The organism is Sphingomonas phyllosphaerae 5.2 (assembly GCF_000419605.1).
Classification (GTDB): domain Bacteria; phylum Pseudomonadota; class Alphaproteobacteria; order Sphingomonadales; family Sphingomonadaceae; genus Sphingomonas; species Sphingomonas phyllosphaerae_B.
In genome coordinates this window covers 3,155,931-3,172,328 of sequence record NZ_ATTI01000001.1, presented here as the reverse complement: position 1 = coordinate 3,172,328, position 16,398 = coordinate 3,155,931, and the positions used below count along the sequence as shown (strand labels likewise).

The following is a 16,398-nucleotide window of genomic DNA, read 5'->3' as shown; positions in this document are numbered from 1 at the left end:
CGGGACCCCGGGCATCGCCGGGCTCCCGCTGGTCAGCGGTGCATCGTTCCGCCTAGGCGTGCGCGTAGCGTGGCGGCGATCCACCACCATAATGCTGCCCAGCCGGTCCCGGCGCACCAGCCCGCGAGCACATCCGACGGCCAGTGGACGCCCAGGTACACGCGGCTGCTCCCGATCGCGCCGACCAGCAGCGCGGCGAGCATCAGCACGTAGACGCGCACCGCCGCCGTGCGCGTGACCTGCGCGACCAGTCCGGCAAGCGTAAGATAGACGATCGCGCTGTTCGTCGCATGGCCGCTGGGGAAGCTGAGCCCGGTCACCTGCACAAGATGATCGACCAGTTCGGGGCGTGGCCGCCCCACCCAATGCTTGGCCTGCGCCGCTACGCCCCCGCCGAGCGTGGTCGCGACGATCACCAGCGCGGCGGTGAGTCGCAGCCGCTGGACCAGCAGCAACCCCACCACCGCGACGACGACGATCGTCAGGATGGTGCCGCTGCCGAGTGCGGTCAGGTTGACCATCACCTCGTGCAGCCACGGCGGACCGATCGGCTGTTTCGTATCGCCCGAAACCCGCAACCCAAGAATGATGGCGCGGTCCCAGCCGAGCGGCGCACCGTCGCGCACGTTCAGCGCCAGCAACGCGGCGGCGATTAACCCGGCGATCGCCAGCGCGATCCACGCCAGTGGTGGGGCGACGGGGGTGGTGCGCGGCTCGGCCGCGGGAAGCGAGTCGCTCAGCTCTTCAGCTTCCAGCCGCGGCGCAGCAGCGTGTAGCACAGCAGCCCGAGCGCGATGTCGATCGCCAGAATCACGACGCTTCCGGTCGCGACCGGCGAGTCGGCGGTGCCGAGAAAGCCGTAGCGGAAGCCGGAGATGACGTAGAAGAACGGGTTCACGTGGCTGAACGCGCGAAACGCCGGCGCCAGGTGATCGACCGAATAGAACGTGCCGCTGAGCAGCGTCAGCGGTGCGATCACGAAGTTGGTGACCGCGGCGGCATGGTCGAACTTCTCCGCCCAGATCGAGGTCAGCACGCCCGCGAGGCTGAGGAACACCGAGCCGAGCAGGCCGAACCACAGCACCGCCCACAAGTGTTGCGGCGTGACATGGACGCCCGGCCACAGCGCCATCGCGAGCCACACCGTGGCGCCTACGCAGAAGGCGCGCGTCACCGCGCCGCCGGTCAGCGCGACGAGCAGCTCGGCGGTGGACAGCGGTGGTTGCAGATAATCGACGATCGTGCCCTGGATCTTGCCGACCAGCAGCGAGAAGCTGGCGTTGGCGAACGCGTTGTTGAGCATTCCCATCACGATCAGGCCGGGCGCGATGAAGTCCGCGAACGCCACCGGTGCGCCGCCGACCGTCACCGGGCTGCGCGCGCCATTGGCGACGGTGAAGATCACGAGGAACATCAACGTCGTAATCGCGGGCGCCCAGATCGTCTGGAGCTGCACCTTGAAGAAACGGCGTACCTCCTTCACATAGAGGGTCTTCAGGCCGCCCCAGTTCACGTTCCGGATTACCGGCACGCCGGGGGCGTTTCTGACGCCTGATGGAATTTGTCCGATAGGGGGCTGGCTGCTCATCGCCAACGCGGGTAACCGCTGCCGCCGCCGCCCGCAACCGGAACGCGAACGAGGAAGACGATCATGTCCTGGACCGAGGAGCGCATCGATACGCTCAAGACGATGTGGGAAGGTGGGCAGACCGCCAGCCAGATCGCCGAAGCGCTGGGCGGCGTCAGCCGCAATGCAGTGATCGGCAAGGCGCATCGCCTCGGCCTGCAATCACGCCCGTCGCCGGTGGTGAGCAAGGAGGACGCCCGAGTCGCTGCCGAGAAGGCGGCAGCCTCTGTTTTGGCCGCGGCACCTGCGCCCGCCGCGGCGGCAGTGCGTCCGCCGGAACCGAAGCCCGAACCGCGACCGCGGCCGGTCGTCGCCGCGCCTGTTGCCGTGGCCGTCGCCGCACCGCCGCCGCCTGCTCCGGTCGTTGCCGAGGACGAGGATGAGGAGGACGATGCGCCCTTCGCCGCCGGTGATGCCGAGGACAGCGACGACGAGACGACCCCCGCGGCACCCGCTCCCGAGCGTCCGCCGCAGCCGGTGATGCGCTCGGTCGGTCCGGGCGGTTTCGTGCGGCAGGCACCGGGCGAGCAGCAGCCGCCGATCGCGCCCGCTCCGCCGCGCCGGCTGGTTCCGGCGCGCACCGCACCGGAGTTCGCCGACAAGACGTCGCTGCTCGATCTGAACGACAAGATCTGCAAGTGGCCGCTCGGGCATCCCGGCGAGCCTGACTTCCATTTCTGCGGCGACAAGGTGAACCCCGGGTTTCCATATTGCGTCACGCATTGCGGACACGCGTACCAGGCGCAGTTGCCGCGGCGTGATCGCCGTGCGCCACCACTGCCGTTCGGCGGGCCACGGATGCGCTGACGGTTGCGAGCGCGGCGCTACAGAAAGCCTGGAGCACGCGTATTTTTGTCGAAGTGGTCGTTCCGGCGACAAGCCGGGATCGTGCGCCGCTTCGACCGCGATATGAATTGTCCGACGCTTCGGCGAAGGCGCGGGCTAAATCAGCTTGTGGAACATTCGTGACGACGCAGGGTGCGCTATCGCGAAATTCCGCAATCCGGCCGTTTTCTTGGCCGGGGTGACGGCACAACTCGTTCGCCGCCGCGCCGGCTAAGCCGCGTCGCCGGTCCTCACGGCGCTGGTCGGACCGCGCCGGGGCGCGCCCTGCGCCAGAACGGTGCAGGGCGCGCTTTGCTCAGAACCGGAACGCCGCAGTTGCGCGCAGGCTGTGCCACCGGAACTTGTCGTCCGAACGCCGGAAATCCGTCCCGTTCACCGTGCCGCCATTGCCGGCGTTGGTGAAGGGAGTGCCCGCCGGCCCACTGGCACGGACGCGGAAGTCACCGTCCTGATACTGATGGTAGACGTATTCCATGCCGATCGAGAAATGGTCGCCGAACCGCTGCTCGATGCCGCCGCCGCCTTGGAAACCGAACTGGTTGCGCTTGCCGCGCTCCGGGAAAGTGTTCGTGCTCTGGCTCGACGAGAAGTTCCGGTCGATGCGCGCGAAGGACGGGCCGAACGTACCGTAGAACAGGGTCGAATCGTTCGGCGTGACGCCGGCGCGGGCACGCACTGCGGCCTCCCAGCCGATCTCGCGGGTCATCACGTAATTGGCGGGGGTCGAGGAGAAGCCGGTCACACTGTCGGAGATGTGCGACTTCCCGAACTCGCCGACCACGCCATAGACGATCGGGCCGTTCTGGTGATCGAAGCCGACACGGGCGTTGTACGACCAGCCGTCCTTGTCGTTGGCGCAGCCCGGGCCGCCGTTCTGCGGGCCGGTGGCGGCGCGCGCGCGCCCGCCGCAGAAGCCGGGGGCAAAGGCGTTGCCGCCGGTTCCGGTCAGCACGGTGTCGCCGAAACGGCCGTCGAGGTTGCGGTCGAACAGGATCGTCGCGTCGCCGTCGTTGGGCTGTACGTCATAACCGCCCGAGGCGCCTACATAGATGCCCGAGAAGCCCGTCGACACGGACGGGTCGCTGTTCGCGCCGTCCTGCGCCATGACGGGGGTGGCGGCCACGAAAAGCGCGGCGGCCGCCAGAAGATAGGTCTTCATCCAATAACTCCCTAAGATGATGCCCCGCAAACGGAGGCGTCGCGCGTCGGGTTGCGTAAGGAAGGGTTGCTGCGCCGCGGTGTGATATCGCAGCCACAGCGGCAGGTGGCGTCGCGGTCGCGGGCGTCGTATGTAGGCGGCATGTCCGATCTCTTTGCGTCCGCTACCGCCGCTACCGCCAGTTACGACGCATCGTCGATCGAGGTGCTGGAAGGGCTGGAGCCGGTGCGCCGCCGTCCCGGCATGTACGTCGGCGGCACCGACGAGCGCGCGTTGCACCACCTCGCCGCCGAGGTGCTGGACAATGCGATGGACGAGGCGGTCGCGGGGCATGCGACGCGGATCGAGATTACCCTGGAGGCAGGCAACCGCCTGACGATCGTCGACAACGGCCGCGGGATGCCGGTCGATCCGCACCCGAAATTCCCGGACAAGTCGGCGCTGGAGGTCATCCTCTCCATGCTCCACTCGGGCGGCAAGTTCTCAGGCAAGGCCTATGCCACCTCGGGCGGGTTGCACGGTGTGGGTGTGTCGGTCGTCAACGCATTGTCGAGCGAGACGGTGGTGGAGGTCGCGCGGGACCGGCAGCTCTATCGGCAGCGGTTCGCGCGCGGGCAGACGCTGGGGCCGCTGGAGAACGTTGGCGCGGCGCCGAACCGACGCGGCACGACGGTGAGCTTCGTGCCCGACACCGAGATCTTCGGACCCGAGCTGTCGTTCAAGCCGGCGCGGCTGTACCGGCTGGCGCGATCAAAGGCCTATCTGTTCGCAGGCGTCGAGATCCGCTGGAAATGCTCCGCCGAGCTGATCGGCGACGACACCCCGGCGGAGGCGGTGTTCCAGTTTCCGGGGGGGCTTTCCGATCATCTGAAGGAGCAGATCGCCGGTCGCGAATGCGCGACCGCGGATTTCTTCACGGGGCAGCAGGATTTCGCCGACAGCCAGGGCAAGGTCGAATGGGCGGTGGCGTGGCCGCTGTGGAGCGAGGGCAGCTATAGCTGGTATTGCAATACGATCCCGACGCCGGACGGGGGTACGCACGAACAGGGCTTGCGGCAGGCGCTGGTTCGCGGGCTACGCCAGTTCGCCGAACTGGTCGGTAACAAACGCGGCAAGGATCTGACCGCCGACGACGTGATGGTCGGTAGCGAGTTGATGCTGAGCGTCTTCATCCGCGAGCCGCAATTCCAGTCGCAGACCAAGGACCGGCTGACCTCGCCCGAGGCAGCGGGGTTGGTCGAAAAGGCGATGCGCGACCATTTCGACCATTGGCTCGGCCACAACATGGACCGCGGCAAGGCGCTGCTCGGTTATGTGCTGGAGCGGATGGACGAGCGGTTGCGGCGCAAGGCCGAGCGCGACGTGAAGCGCAAGACCGCGACCTCGGCGCGGAAGCTGCGGCTGCCGGGCAAGCTGACCGATTGCGCCGCCGACAGCCCGGACGGAACGGAATTGTTCATCGTCGAGGGCGATTCGGCGGGGGGCTCGGCGAAGCAGGCGCGTGACCGCAAGACGCAGGCGATTTTGCCGATCCGCGGCAAGATCCTGAACGTCGCGTCGGCGACTTCGGCCAAGATCCTCGCCAATCAGGAGATCGCCGACCTGACGCTGGCGATGGGATGCGGGACGCGCAAGGATTGTCGGCCCGAGCAGCTGCGCTACGAACGGATCGTCATCATGACCGACGCCGACGTGGACGGCGCACATATCGCGACGCTGCTGATGACGTTCTTTTTTCAGGAAATGCCGGAACTGGTGCGGCAGGGTCACCTGTATCTGGCGCAGCCGCCGCTCTACCGCCTGACGGCCGGGACGAAGAGCCTGTACGCGCGCGACGACGCGCATCGCGCCGAGCTGGAGCGGACCGCGTTCAAGGGCAAGAAGGTAGAAGTGGCGCGTTTCAAAGGGTTGGGCGAGATGAACCCGTCGCAGCTGCGCGAGACGACGATGGACCCGGCCAAGCGCAGCATGATCCGTATCACGCTGCCGCAGGAATATGAGGAGCGGATGGGGGTGAAGGATCTGGTCGACCGCCTGATGGGCACCAACCCCGCGCATCGCTTTGCCTTCATTCAGGAAAATGCGGCGCGGCTGGACGAGGCGGCGATCGACGCGTGAGCGGCGCGCACGATCGTCGCCTCCCTCGTCAATCGCTGCTGGTCTTGACCACTTCCTGCTCTGTCCGCGCCACGGCGGCGGTGGTCGGCGCAGGTGACGTCACCGTCGTCGTCCGCTCCCGTATGGTGTTCGGTCGCGCCCGGGCGATCTCGACCGCGGAGCTCATGACGGCGCGCACCAGTTCCATGCTTTGCGCCGCCGTCAGCTTGTTGTTCGCGGCGATCGTGCAAACCTGAAACAAGGATATGTCCGTGAAGGTCGCGACGTCGTTCTTGTCCTGAAGCAGCGCGACAGCCTCGCTGATTGCCTGTGCCAGATTGATCGCGCCTTCCGGGCCTGCTGGAACCTTTACCGAAATGCCGCCGGCGCCGCTGCTGCCTCGCGCCTTCGCACTTTGCGCGCTCTGGATGCAAGCGCCGCTTGTTCCGGGATAAACGACGGCGCCAACGGCATGGGACGGCCATGTAAGCACCGAGCCCTGATCGCCGACTATCGCGAATTGCCCGGGCACGATTTTGTCCTGTCCGTGCTTCCATTCGAACGGGCCAGTCGCGCAGCCGGAAAGGCAGCCGGCGGCACAGACCATGGCGATATATTTGCTTGGCATCGACATTCCCCCCCATAAAGTCGTTACAGCCATGGCATGTTCTGTGCTTCGTTCGTGGTAAGCCGCGTCCGTTTCGGACCCACTTTGACATGGGATCGCCCGGCATGCCGATAGCCGCGCGGCCGCGTGCCGACTGGCCGCTCGCCATCGCGATGGCGATGCTGGCGGGGTTCGTCGATGCGGTCGGTTTTCTGCGCATCGGTGGCCTGTTCGTGTCGTTCATGAGCGGAAATTCGACGCAATTGGCGGTCGCGGTTGCGGATGGTGACGGGTTGTGGCGGATGTCCGCAGCGTTGATCCTCGGCTTCGTCGCCGGAGTGATGATCGCGGCGACCATGGCCGAACGGCTCGGTCGCTGGTCGCCGGTGGCGATGATCCTGCTGTCTACCGCGCTGCTGGCCTGGGCGGCGTTGCTGATGGTCGAGGGGGCAGGTGCGGTGCTGCTGGCGGCGGCGATGGGTGCGTTGAACGTCGTGTTCCAGCGCGGCGGGGGCATGAGCATCCCGATCACCTATATGACCGGCACGCTGGTGCGGTTCGGCCAGTCGCTCGCCGGGGCGTTGATGGGGATCGCGCCGCGGACGGGATGGGTGACTTACCTGTTGTTGTGGAGCGGGTTGATGGTGGGCGCGGCGGGCGGCGCGCTGAGCTATCGCGCATGGGGGACCGATGCCTTGTGGGGCGCGACGTCGTTCGCCTTCGCGCTGGCGGTCGCAGCGGCGATGCGGCGCGCCGCGTGAGGCGTCCGCGCGGTGTTGATTCGCCGCGCGCTTTGCCCGTATCAGGCTGCTCCGGGCGATCCTGTCGGATCGCCCTTTCCGTTCCAAGGAGAAGGCCGCCGTGTCGCCTGACGCAACCATCCCGCCGTTGATGCCCGTCTATCCGCGGTGCGGCGTGCGACCGGTCCGCGGCGAGGGCGTGTACTTGTATGGCGAGGAGGGCGAGCAGTATCTCGACTTCGCCAGCGGGATCGCGGTCAATGCGCTCGGCCATGGTCATCCGGCGCTGGTGAAGGCGATCGCGGAGCAGGCCGCGACGCTGATGCACGTGAGCAACCTTTACGGTAGCCCGCAGGGCGAGAAGTTCGCGCAGCGGCTGGTCGACCATACGTTTGCCGACACGGTCTTCTTCACCAATTCGGGCGCCGAGGCGGTTGAGTGCGCGATCAAGACCGCGCGCCGCTATCATTTCGCCAATGGCCATCCCGAGCGGCACGACCTGATCACGTTCGACACCGCTTTCCACGGGCGGACGCTGGGGACGATCTCGGCCACCAACCAGGCCAAGATGCGGGACGGGTTCGAGCCGTTGCTGCCCGGTTTCAAATACGCGCAGTTCAACGACCTGGACGGTGCACTGGCGCTGATCGACGCCAACACTGCCGGCTTCCTGGTCGAGCCGATCCAGGGCGAGGGCGGCATCCGCCCCGCGACCCAGGAGTTCCTGCAAGGGCTGCGCAAGGCCTGCGACGAGCACGGCCTGTTGCTGGTGCTCGACGAAGTGCAGGCGGGCTACGGCCGCACCGGCAAGTTCTTCGCACACGAACTGTACGGGATCACCCCGGACATCATGGCGGCGGCCAAGGGGATCGGCGGCGGCTTCCCGCTCGGCGCGTGCCTCGCCACCGCCGAGGCGGCGAAGGGGATGGTGTTCGGCACGCACGGTTCCACCTACGGCGGCAACCCGCTGGCGATGGCGGCAGGCGAGGCGGTGCTCGACGTCATCCTTGAAGACGGCTTCCTCGACCATGTCGCACAGATGGGCGAGCGGCTGCGCTCGTCACTGGAACAGCTGATCCCGAACCATGACGCGTTGTTCGATTCGGTGCGCGGGCACGGGTTGATGCAGGGTCTGAAGCTGAAGAGCGACAGTCGTCGCTTCGTCGCGCATTGCCGCGATCACCACGGTCTGTTGCTGGTGGCGGCGGGCGAGAATGTCGTGCGCATCCTGCCGCCGCTGGTGATCGACGAGAGCCATATCGCGGAATGCGTCGAGAAGCTGAGCGAAGCGGCGCGCGTCTACGTGCCGGTCGCCGACGATTGATGGCCTGACCCCCGCGTTGCGCGGGGCAGGGGGGACAAGATGCGCCACTTTCTGAATCTCACCGACGCCGGGCCGGACGCGATCGCGGCCATGCTGGACGATGCGCTGACCCGCAAGGCGGCGCGCGCCGGCTGGACGAAGGGCCGCGTCGATGCCGATGCGCCGCTCGCCGGGCACGTGCTGGCGATGATCTTCGAGAAGAACTCCACGCGCACCCGCGTGTCGTTCGACATGGCGGTGCGCCAGCTCGGCGGGCAGTCGATCGTGATGGAGGCCGGGCAGATGCAGCTCGGCCGCGGCGAAACGGTGGCGGACACCGCGCGCGTGCTGTCCGGATACGTCGATGCGATCATGATCCGCACCGACGATCACGCCAAGGTCGAGGAGATGGCGCATTACGCGACGGTGCCGGTGATCAACGGCCTGACCGACGAATCGCACCCCTGCCAGATCATGGCCGACCTGCTGACGATCATCGAGAGCGGCAAGGCGCTGCCCGGGCTGAAGGTGGCGTGGCTGGGCGACGGCAACAACGTGCTCGCCTCGATCGTCGAGGCGGCCGGGCTGATGCATTTCGATGTGGTCGCGGCCTGCCCGCAGGGTTTTCAGCCCGAGGACGACGTGCTGGCACGCGGCGGCGGGCGCGCACGCGTGGTCGCCGACCCGCGCGAGGCGGTGGCGGGCGCCGACGTGGTCGTCACCGACACCTGGATATCGATGGGGCAGTCGCATGCCGAGACGAAGCTGGCGGCGATGATGCCGTATCAGGTCGACGACGCGCTCATGGCGGCGGCGAAGCCCGACGCGAAGTTCCTGCACTGCCTGCCCGCCCACCGCGGCGAGGAAGTGACGCCGGAGGTGATCGACGGCGCGCAGTCACTGATCTGGGCGGAGGCGGAGAACCGGCTGCATGCGCAGAAATCCGTGCTGCGCTGGTGCCTTGGGCAGATCGGTTGATCGCAGGCGCCCGCCACCCCAAATGACCGTCACGCCGGCGTGCGCCGGCGGTCCCATTTACCCGGCGTGCGTCGGCCGGTCCATTTACCCGGCGTGCACGTGCCGCCCGAGAACCCGGCGTTTGCCGGGGTGACGGAATAATCGATGACCGATCCTGCCTTGCCGACCACCGACCTAGACCGCGCGCTCGGCTTCACGATTCCCGCCCGCCATGCACGCGGTCGGGTCGTGCGGCTGGGGCCGACGCTGGACGCGATCCTTTCCGCGCACGCCTATCCGCCCGCGATCGAGAAACTGCTCGCCGAGGCGCTGACGCTGACCGCGTTGATCGGATCGACGTTGAAGGACCCGGCGGGGCAGCTGACGATGCAGACGCAGACGCAGGACGGCATCGTCACCTTGCTGGTGTGCGACTGGCGCGGCGGCGAGGTGCGCGGCTATGTGCAGTTCGACGCCGACCGGCTGGCCGAAGGGCCGGCGGAGCCGTCGCTGTTCGCGCTGTTCGGTGCGGGCTATCTTGCGATCACCTTCGATCTTGCCTCGACCGGTGAACGCTACCAGGGGATCGTTCCGCTGGACGGCGACACGCTGGCGGCGGCGGCGCAAAGCTACTTCTACCAATCCGAGCAAATCCCGACGTTGGTGCGCGCCGGGATGCGCAAGGACGCCGACGGGCGCTGCGTCGCAGGCGGGCTGCTGATCCAGCACCTGCCCGAAGGCGAGGAAGGGCGCGAGCGGCTGCATACCAAACTCGATCATCCCGAGTGGGAGCATGTCGAGGCATTGGGCCGGACGGTGGGTGCAGAGGAACTCGCCGACGCCGCGCTGCCGATTGAGACGTTGGTGTGGCGGCTGTTCAATGAGGAAAGCGAAGTGCGCGTGCTGGATGGCCAGCCGATCGGGAAGGGATGCCGTTGCACGCTCGAACACATTCGCGCTGTGCTGGCGCGGTTTCCGGTCGAGCAGCGGATGGAGATGGCGGACGAGCGCGGGGTGATCGCGGTCGACTGCGCGTTCTGCTCGACGGTATTTCCTTTGCAGGCCAACGATCTGGCGGCGTGACGGATTGCCTTAGCGATTCGTTTACGATCCCGCGTTATCAGGGTGCCATGCTGTTCAGGCGGCATGCTCTCTCCCTTGCCCGCAACGGGCATCCTGCGGGTCGCCGTCCACGGCGACCCGTTCTTTTTTGCAACCGCGATGGCCTGCGCGGCAGTTGCAACCGCGCCGCGGTAGGCCTAGCTCGCCAGCCATCATGACCACTCCCACTCCTGCGGTCGCGCTCGTTTCCGGCGGGCTCGACTCCCTGGTGTCTGCCGCACTCGCGCGCGAGGCCGGGCATCCGCTGTTCGCGCTGTCGATCGATTATAACCAGCGCCACCAGGTCGAACTGGCGGCGGCGCGGCGTGTCGCGCGTGCGCTGGGCGCGGTGCGGCACATCGTGCTGCCGATCGACCTTTCGGCATTCGGTGGCTCGGCGCTGACCGACGACTCCATCGACGTGCCGAAGGACGGCGTCGGCGACGCGATCCCGATCACCTATGTTCCGGCGCGCAACACGATCTTCATGAGCCTGGCGCTCGGCTGGGCGGAGGCGGCGGGCGCGCGCGACATCTATCTGGGCGTCAATGCGCTCGATTATTCCGGCTACCCCGATTGCCGCCCCGAATTCATCGCGGCGTTCGAGCAGATGGCGGAACTGGCGACCAAGGCCGGGGTCGAGGGCGTGCCGTTCCGCTTCCGCGCGCCGCTTCAGCACATGACCAAGGCCGACATCGTCCGCGAGGGCGCGCGGCTGGGGCTCGACATGGGGATGAGCTGGTCGTGCTACGATCCGGCACCGGGCGCGCGGCATTGCGGGCTGTGCGATAGCTGCCGGTTGCGTCACAAGGGCTTCGTGGACGCGGGCGTGCCCGATCCGACCGATTATGCGGTCGTCCCGCCACTGCCATGACTTACGCCGTCAAGGAGATGTTCCTGACGCTTCAGGGTGAGGGCGTGCAGGCCGGCCGACGCGCGGTGTTCGTGCGCTTTGCCGGGTGCAATCTGTGGACCGGCCGCGAGCAGGACCGCACGCGCGCGATCTGCCGGTTCTGCGACACCGATTTCGTCGGGACGGATGGCGCGGGCGGTGGCAAGTTCGAGGATGCGGCCGCGCTGGTCGCGGCGGCTGAGCGCTTCTGGGGCGAGGCGCGCACGCGCCGCTTCGTGGTACTGACCGGGGGCGAGCCGATGCTGCAGGTCGACGATGCGCTGGTCGACGCGCTGCATGGCGCGGGGTTCGAGATCGCGATCGAGAGCAATGGTACGCTGCCGGTTCATCCCGGCATCGACTGGATATGCATCAGCCCCAAGGCGGGCAGCGAAACCGTGCAGCGCAGCGGCGACGAACTGAAGCTGGTGTGGCCGCAGCCGGGCACCGATATCGCCGCGATCGAAGGCTGGGATTTCGCGAACTTCCTGCTTCAGCCCTTGGACGATGCGCGCGTCGAGGCCAATGTCACGGCGGCGATGGCGGTGGTGATGGAGCGGCCGCGCTGGCGGCTGTCGCTCCAGACGCACAAGTTGCTGGGATTGCGGTAGGCGAGGTTCGACACGCCGGGGTGATCGGCCGTTGCTCGCGATCAAGTCCAGGGCGGCAAGATCATGTCGTGGCGCCGCAACCGCAGCTCGTTCGAGGTCGAGCCTGGATGTCGTCAGTTCCGGGTCGCGATTACCGGTTGAGGGCCGCGACGCCGGGCCGTCTGGTTCGCGCGGGCCGCAGCCCGCGCGTTCACAGCGAACGATCAGCGTGCGGCGTAGGCCACCTGGCCGAAGGGAACGCCGCACTTCTTGACGACGAATTCGTCCTTCTTCCAGCAAGCCTTGTCGAAGCGCGGCAGGAAGGCCGGCGTCAGATAGACCTCCATGCGCGGGAATTGCTGCTCGCCCCACGGGATCAGGCTGCTGCGCACTTCCCGCATGCGTGACAGCGCGACGTCGCCGAAGCCGCCGCGGGCGGTGTAGAGCGCCTCACGCCCGATGCTCGACGTGGTCGTGCAGAAGCCATATTGCGCGGCGACGGTCGCGAAGCCCGAATAGGTGCGGGTGCCGAACTGGTCGAGCGCGGTCTGCCCGGCCTTTTTGTTCTTGGCCACGCGCTCGAAATACTTCGTCAGCGCCGTATAGGATTGCGCCAGCTCCTGCTTGTGATCGGAGAGGATCGCATTGTAATTCTGGACGGTCAGCAGCGACGGCTCGAACTGGCATTGCAGCGCCGCGACGTTCAAGGCCGCGCGCATGTTCCACACCACGGCGGCGCGCAGCTCGTCGGGCGTCGCGCCGGGCAGCATCTGGCCGATCCCGGTTTCGTCGCCGCGAATGCGCTCGCCGCGCAAGTCCTTGCTCTTCATGAAGAACTGCGCCGATGCCGGCGCCGCCATCAGAATTCCCGCCACCAATACCGTCACGGCACCGGCGAACCCCACCTTTTGCATTTCCCCAACACTCCTCGCACGCAACCGCGCCGCTGCCCTTCTTTACGATAATCGGACACGATGACCCAAGCGCAATCTGACGTAATTGTGATTCGGTTCGGCGCAAATCGGTTGCGGGGCCGGGAACTTGTTCGCCCTGCGTAACGGTCGCCCTGCAAAGAAAAAGGCCGCCCGGTCGCCCGGACGGCCTTTCAGATACAATCGCCGTGCGGCAGATTACATCGCGTTCGACATGCTGCCGTTCGACATCATCATGTCGTTGCTCATCATGGTGTCGTTGGCCATCATGCCACCGTTCATGGCGCCGTCCACGGCGGTCATGTTGTCGGTCATGGTGTCCATGCCCTCGGTGGCGTTCATGTCGGTGACCATGGTGTTCTCGGTGCCCTCGGTCTTCGAACCGCACGCCGAAACCGCAAGAGCGGCCGCCGCGAGAACCGAGCCGCTGAGGACCTTGGTGATGACTGCACGCATGAAATTGCTCCCTAGACTGTGGATTTGGCGACCGACCGGCCGTTTTTGTGTTCCAAACCGACGTGGATGTTAATCACAGATGACCGGCCCCTCAAGTCTCGTTTTGGCCGACACAAGTAAGGCTATTCAGAAAGGCCACGGCGGTGAACGCCAGAGCCGCGTCGAAGGTTGCGTGATCGGCGTGCTTACCCAACGCCGCCGCGCTGGTCACCGGGAATTCGGCGAGGCCGCACGGAACGATGCCGCCGAAATGAGCCAGGTCCGGCGCGAGGTTCACCGAAAAGCCGTGCAGCGTCACCCAGCGGCGGACGCGGATGCCGATCGCACCGATCTTCGCCTCGTTGCCCTGTGCGTCATGGGTCCAGATCCCGATCCGGCCCGGCGCGCGGAATGCCGCGATGTCGATCCGCTCGAGCGCCGCGATCACCCAGCCTTCCACCGCATGGACGAAGCAGCGCACGTCGCGGCCGCGCCTGTTGAGGTCGAGCACCAGATAGCCGACGCGCTGCCCGGGGCCATGATAGGTGTAGCGCCCGCCGCGTCCCGCCGGCACCACCGGGAAGCGCGGATCGACCAGCTCGCTGGGGTCGGCGCTGGTGCCCGCGGTGTAGACGGGCGGATGTTCGAGCAGCCACACCAGCTCGCGTTCCTCGCCCGCGGCGACTGCGGCAGCACGCGCCTCCATCGCTGCCAGCGCCTGCGCATAGTCGGTCAGTCCCGGCGTGACGCGCCATTCGATCCCGCCCGGCCCGGCGGCGTCCGGGTCGCTGCCCGGCTGCTGGATGCTCGTTTCCACGCCGGCACAGATGCGGACGCGATCGCCGCTTGGCAAGCGCAGGCATGGTTACGGCCATTGCCGAGTGACGGAAGTGCTCCTAGTCCGCACGCAGGGGCTGGCAGGCATTGAACCCGCAGGCGACGTAAGAGGTGGCGATGGTCAGGATCGGCGATGTGTGGGACCAGACGGTCGACGTCCTGCGCGGGCGCGCGGGAATCCTGGCGAGCATCGCGTTGATGGCGCTCGTCGCGCCCGGCATCATCGCTGCCGCGCCGGGGACGGTCGTGCCGCTGGGCGGCGGGGCCATGCTGCTGGTGCCGCTCGTCCGCCTTGCGGTCATCGTCCTGCTGATCTTCGCGATGCTGGCGATCACGGCGGTGGCCAGCGACCCGGCGGTGGACCGCGCGCAGGCGTTCCGCATCGCCGGGCAGCGGTTGTTCCCGGCGCTGGGATTGCTCGTGGTGCTGGTGGTCGTCGCCGCGCTGCTCTTCATTCCGGCGGGTGCGTTGCTGGCGATGTCGGGGGCGCGGATGAACGCGGCGGGCGCGATCGACGTGAGCGGCGCGACACCCGGTTACAGCATCGCGGCAGCGGCATCGGTGTTGCTGGCGGTGCTGCTGGGGTTGTGGTTCAGCGCGCGGATCGTCCCGCTGTTCGGTGTCGTCGTCAACGAGCGTCACGGGATCCGGGCGCTGCGTCGCAGCCTGACGCTCACGCGCGGTGCGACGCTACGGCTGATCGGGGTGCTGATCCTCTATTTCATCGTCACCAGCGTCGCGATGTTCGCCGCCACGATGGTGATCGGCGTGATCGCGCGGCTGGCGCTGGGGGCGGAGGCGGCCGGGGGCGTGCGCTTCGTGGTCGCGGTGGCCACCACGCTGATCTCGGCAGCGGCAACCGTGCTGCAAAGCGTGTTCTACGCCCGCTTCTACGTCACCGCGCATGCGCAGGAACAACGGATGGCGCCGCTGTCATGACGATCGGTTTCGCGGCGCTGCTGTCGATCACCTGGCGGCTGTTCCGGCGCGATGCGGCGCTGGTACTGCCGATCGTCGGCACGTTCGTGTTCCTGCCCGCCTTCGCCGCACTGCTGCTATGCGATCCGGTCCCCGCTCTGCCCCCGGCGCCGCGCGACGAAATCGTGATGCAGGCATGGATGAACAGCGTCGCGATCTGGGGGCAGGGCAACGGCGTCTGGTTCCTGCTCGCCGAACTGGTCGCCACCTTTGGGCTGGCGGCGATCGCCTTGTTCCTGCTCGAGCCGGACCGGCTGACGATCGGCCAGTCGCTGGGACAGGCGGTCGTGCGGCTGGTCGCTTTCACGATCGCCACGCTGGCGATCGCGGTCCCGGTATCGCTGGGGTTGTGGCTGCTGGTGCTGCCGGGGCTTTACCTGCAGGCGCGGCTGATCGTCGCGGTGCCGGCGATGGCGCGGCATCCGGCGCTGCGTCCGCTCGCCTCGCTGCGGCTCAGCTGGAAGATGACGAAGGGGCTGGACCGTGCGGTGACCGGCGCCTTGGTCGCGCTGTTCCTGGCGCAATGGCTGGCGGTGTCGCCGCTGCTGCTCGCCGACGATGCGCTGCGTACCGGGGCGGGCAATCCGCTGGCGCTGGCGCTGGTCGACGCGCTGATCGCGGCGGTCGGCGCGACCTATGCGCTGTCGACGCTGCTGCTTGGCGTCGTCGCCTACCGCGTGCGCGCCAGCAAGGGGACGTGAGGCGCGGCGTCGACGGGAAGCACGCCCAGCACACGCGGGTCGGCGAACGTCTCGACCGTCCGCGCGGTCGCGGCGAAACCCTGCGCGCGGTAGAAGCCGAGCGCACCGGGATGGTCGAGCGTGCAGGTGTGCAGCCACACCCGCGTCACTGCGCCGCGCCAGGCGAGCGCCAGCGCCTGCGCCATCAACCAGCGCCCCAGCCCGCGACCGGCCAGTTCGGGCACGAGCGCGAAATAGCCGATCTCGCACGCATCGGGGGCGCGGAAGTCGAGCTCCAGCATCCCGACCTCGATGCCGGTGCGGTCGACCGCTGCATAGACCTCTACCAGCGGGTCATGAATGATCGCGAGCAGCGCCGCGTCGCCGATCACCAGCCGCGAAAACCATAGCCACGGCGCGCCGACGCGCCGGAACAGCGCACGGTATTTCTCGGGTGTCGGCTGCTCCCAGCGGACCAGCCGCAGCGGCGACTCGGGCAGCGGGCGCGGGCGGGGACGCGCGGTCATCTCAAGCGTGGTGACGATCGCGGCGACATGATCGTCGGGAACGCGCGACAGTCCGCCGGCTTTCGCGCCCCCGGCGGCCACACCGCCGGT

Annotated in this window: 18 protein-coding genes; 10 read left to right on the top strand and 8 right to left on the bottom strand. The window is 67.6% G+C overall.

The annotated features are described in order from the left end of the window. Nucleotides 1–32 precede the first annotated feature (32 nt). The gene (locus tag SPHPHY_RS0115010; protein WP_022687510.1) at nucleotides 33–779 is read right to left on the bottom strand and encodes a phosphatase PAP2 family protein; all 747 of its coding nucleotides are present in this window, start codon (nucleotides 777–779) and stop codon (nucleotides 33–35) included. Then, nucleotides 737–1,588, bottom strand: a complete 852-nt coding sequence (locus SPHPHY_RS0115005) for an ABC transporter permease (RefSeq protein ID WP_022687509.1) — start codon at nucleotides 1,586–1,588, stop codon at nucleotides 737–739. Before SPHPHY_RS0115005 ends, SPHPHY_RS0115010 begins: the two co-directional genes overlap by 43 nt. A 63-nt stretch (nucleotides 1,589–1,651) precedes the next feature. Here SPHPHY_RS0115005 and SPHPHY_RS0115000 point away from each other — a divergent pair, with 63 nt between their 5' ends. Further along, nucleotides 1,652–2,434: a GcrA family cell cycle regulator gene (locus SPHPHY_RS0115000; RefSeq protein WP_022687508.1), complete on the top strand. Its 783-nt coding sequence runs from the start codon at nucleotides 1,652–1,654 to the stop codon at nucleotides 2,432–2,434. Nucleotides 2,435–2,768: 334 nt separating this feature from the next. Here SPHPHY_RS0115000 and SPHPHY_RS0114995 read toward each other — a convergent pair whose 3' ends face one another. Next, entirely contained in the window at nucleotides 2,769–3,632 is an 864-nt protein-coding gene (locus SPHPHY_RS0114995; protein WP_022687507.1) for an outer membrane protein, read from the bottom strand. A 141-nt stretch (nucleotides 3,633–3,773) separates the two neighbouring features. Between SPHPHY_RS0114995 and parE the strand changes: the two genes are divergently transcribed. Then, complete coding sequence (parE, locus tag SPHPHY_RS0114990) at nucleotides 3,774–5,750, top strand: DNA topoisomerase IV subunit B (RefSeq protein WP_028056971.1); 1,977 nt, start codon at nucleotides 3,774–3,776, stop codon at nucleotides 5,748–5,750. 28 nt (nucleotides 5,751–5,778) lie between these two features. On the opposite strand, the gene SPHPHY_RS0114985 is transcribed toward parE, so the two are convergent. Beyond that, a complete protein-coding gene (locus tag SPHPHY_RS0114985) occupies nucleotides 5,779–6,363 on the bottom strand; it encodes a hypothetical protein (protein ID WP_022687505.1) in 585 nt (194 codons plus the stop codon). 98 nt (nucleotides 6,364–6,461) lie between these two features. On the opposite strand from SPHPHY_RS0114985, the gene SPHPHY_RS0114980 reads away from it, so the two are divergent. The 6 genes from SPHPHY_RS0114980 (at nucleotide 6,462) to queE (ending at nucleotide 11,940) form a co-directional block, all read left to right on the top strand. After that, complete coding sequence (locus SPHPHY_RS0114980) at nucleotides 6,462–7,097, top strand: YoaK family protein (RefSeq protein WP_043131327.1); 636 nt, start codon at nucleotides 6,462–6,464, stop codon at nucleotides 7,095–7,097. Nucleotides 7,098–7,197: 100 nt separating this feature from the next. Next, nucleotides 7,198–8,400: an aspartate aminotransferase family protein gene (locus SPHPHY_RS0114975; RefSeq protein ID WP_022687503.1), complete on the top strand. Its 1,203-nt coding sequence runs from the start codon at nucleotides 7,198–7,200 to the stop codon at nucleotides 8,398–8,400. Nucleotides 8,401–8,439: 39 nt separating this feature from the next. Continuing rightward, nucleotides 8,440–9,357: an ornithine carbamoyltransferase gene (gene argF, locus SPHPHY_RS0114970; RefSeq protein ID WP_022687502.1), complete on the top strand. Its 918-nt coding sequence runs from the start codon at nucleotides 8,440–8,442 to the stop codon at nucleotides 9,355–9,357. Nucleotides 9,358–9,501: 144 nt separating this feature from the next. Then, on the top strand, nucleotides 9,502–10,419 hold the full coding sequence (locus tag SPHPHY_RS0114965; protein ID WP_022687501.1) for an Hsp33 family molecular chaperone HslO: 918 nt from the start codon (nucleotides 9,502–9,504) through the stop codon (nucleotides 10,417–10,419). 193 nt (nucleotides 10,420–10,612) lie between these two features. Then, nucleotides 10,613–11,311, top strand: a complete 699-nt coding sequence (queC, locus tag SPHPHY_RS0114960; protein ID WP_022687500.1) for a 7-cyano-7-deazaguanine synthase QueC — start codon at nucleotides 10,613–10,615, stop codon at nucleotides 11,309–11,311. Beyond that, entirely contained in the window at nucleotides 11,308–11,940 is a 633-nt protein-coding gene (gene queE / locus SPHPHY_RS0114955) for a 7-carboxy-7-deazaguanine synthase (protein ID WP_022687499.1), read from the top strand. Before queC ends, queE begins: the two co-directional genes overlap by 4 nt. Nucleotides 11,941–12,143: 203 nt before the next feature. Here queE and SPHPHY_RS0114950 read toward each other — a convergent pair whose 3' ends face one another. From SPHPHY_RS0114950 to lipB, 3 genes are all read right to left on the bottom strand, one after another. Next, complete coding sequence (locus SPHPHY_RS0114950; protein ID WP_022687498.1) at nucleotides 12,144–12,833, bottom strand: hypothetical protein; 690 nt, start codon at nucleotides 12,831–12,833, stop codon at nucleotides 12,144–12,146. Between the two features lie 216 nt (nucleotides 12,834–13,049). Continuing rightward, on the bottom strand, nucleotides 13,050–13,307 hold the full coding sequence (locus SPHPHY_RS0114945) for a hypothetical protein (RefSeq protein WP_022687497.1): 258 nt from the start codon (nucleotides 13,305–13,307) through the stop codon (nucleotides 13,050–13,052). A 91-nt stretch (nucleotides 13,308–13,398) separates the two neighbouring features. Continuing rightward, nucleotides 13,399–14,103 carry a lipoyl(octanoyl) transferase LipB gene (gene lipB / locus SPHPHY_RS0114940; protein WP_022687496.1) on the bottom strand — a complete coding sequence of 235 codons (705 nt, stop codon included), beginning with the start codon at nucleotides 14,101–14,103 and terminating at the stop codon, nucleotides 13,399–13,401. A 137-nt stretch (nucleotides 14,104–14,240) separates the two neighbouring features. Between lipB and SPHPHY_RS0114935 the strand changes: the two genes are divergently transcribed. Further along, nucleotides 14,241–15,062, top strand: a complete 822-nt coding sequence (locus tag SPHPHY_RS0114935; protein ID WP_022687495.1) for a hypothetical protein — start codon at nucleotides 14,241–14,243, stop codon at nucleotides 15,060–15,062. After that, nucleotides 15,059–15,802, top strand: a complete 744-nt coding sequence (locus tag SPHPHY_RS0114930) for a hypothetical protein (RefSeq protein ID WP_022687494.1) — start codon at nucleotides 15,059–15,061, stop codon at nucleotides 15,800–15,802. Before SPHPHY_RS0114935 ends, SPHPHY_RS0114930 begins: the two co-directional genes overlap by 4 nt. Here the strand turns inward: SPHPHY_RS0114930 and SPHPHY_RS0114925 are convergent. Next, nucleotides 15,772–16,308 (bottom strand): GNAT family N-acetyltransferase, encoded by a 537-nt coding sequence (locus SPHPHY_RS0114925; RefSeq protein WP_051148446.1) that lies wholly within the window; start codon nucleotides 16,306–16,308, stop codon nucleotides 15,772–15,774. The two genes, SPHPHY_RS0114930 and SPHPHY_RS0114925, sit on opposite strands and share 31 nt — an antisense overlap. Between the last annotated feature and the right edge of the window lie 90 nt (nucleotides 16,309–16,398).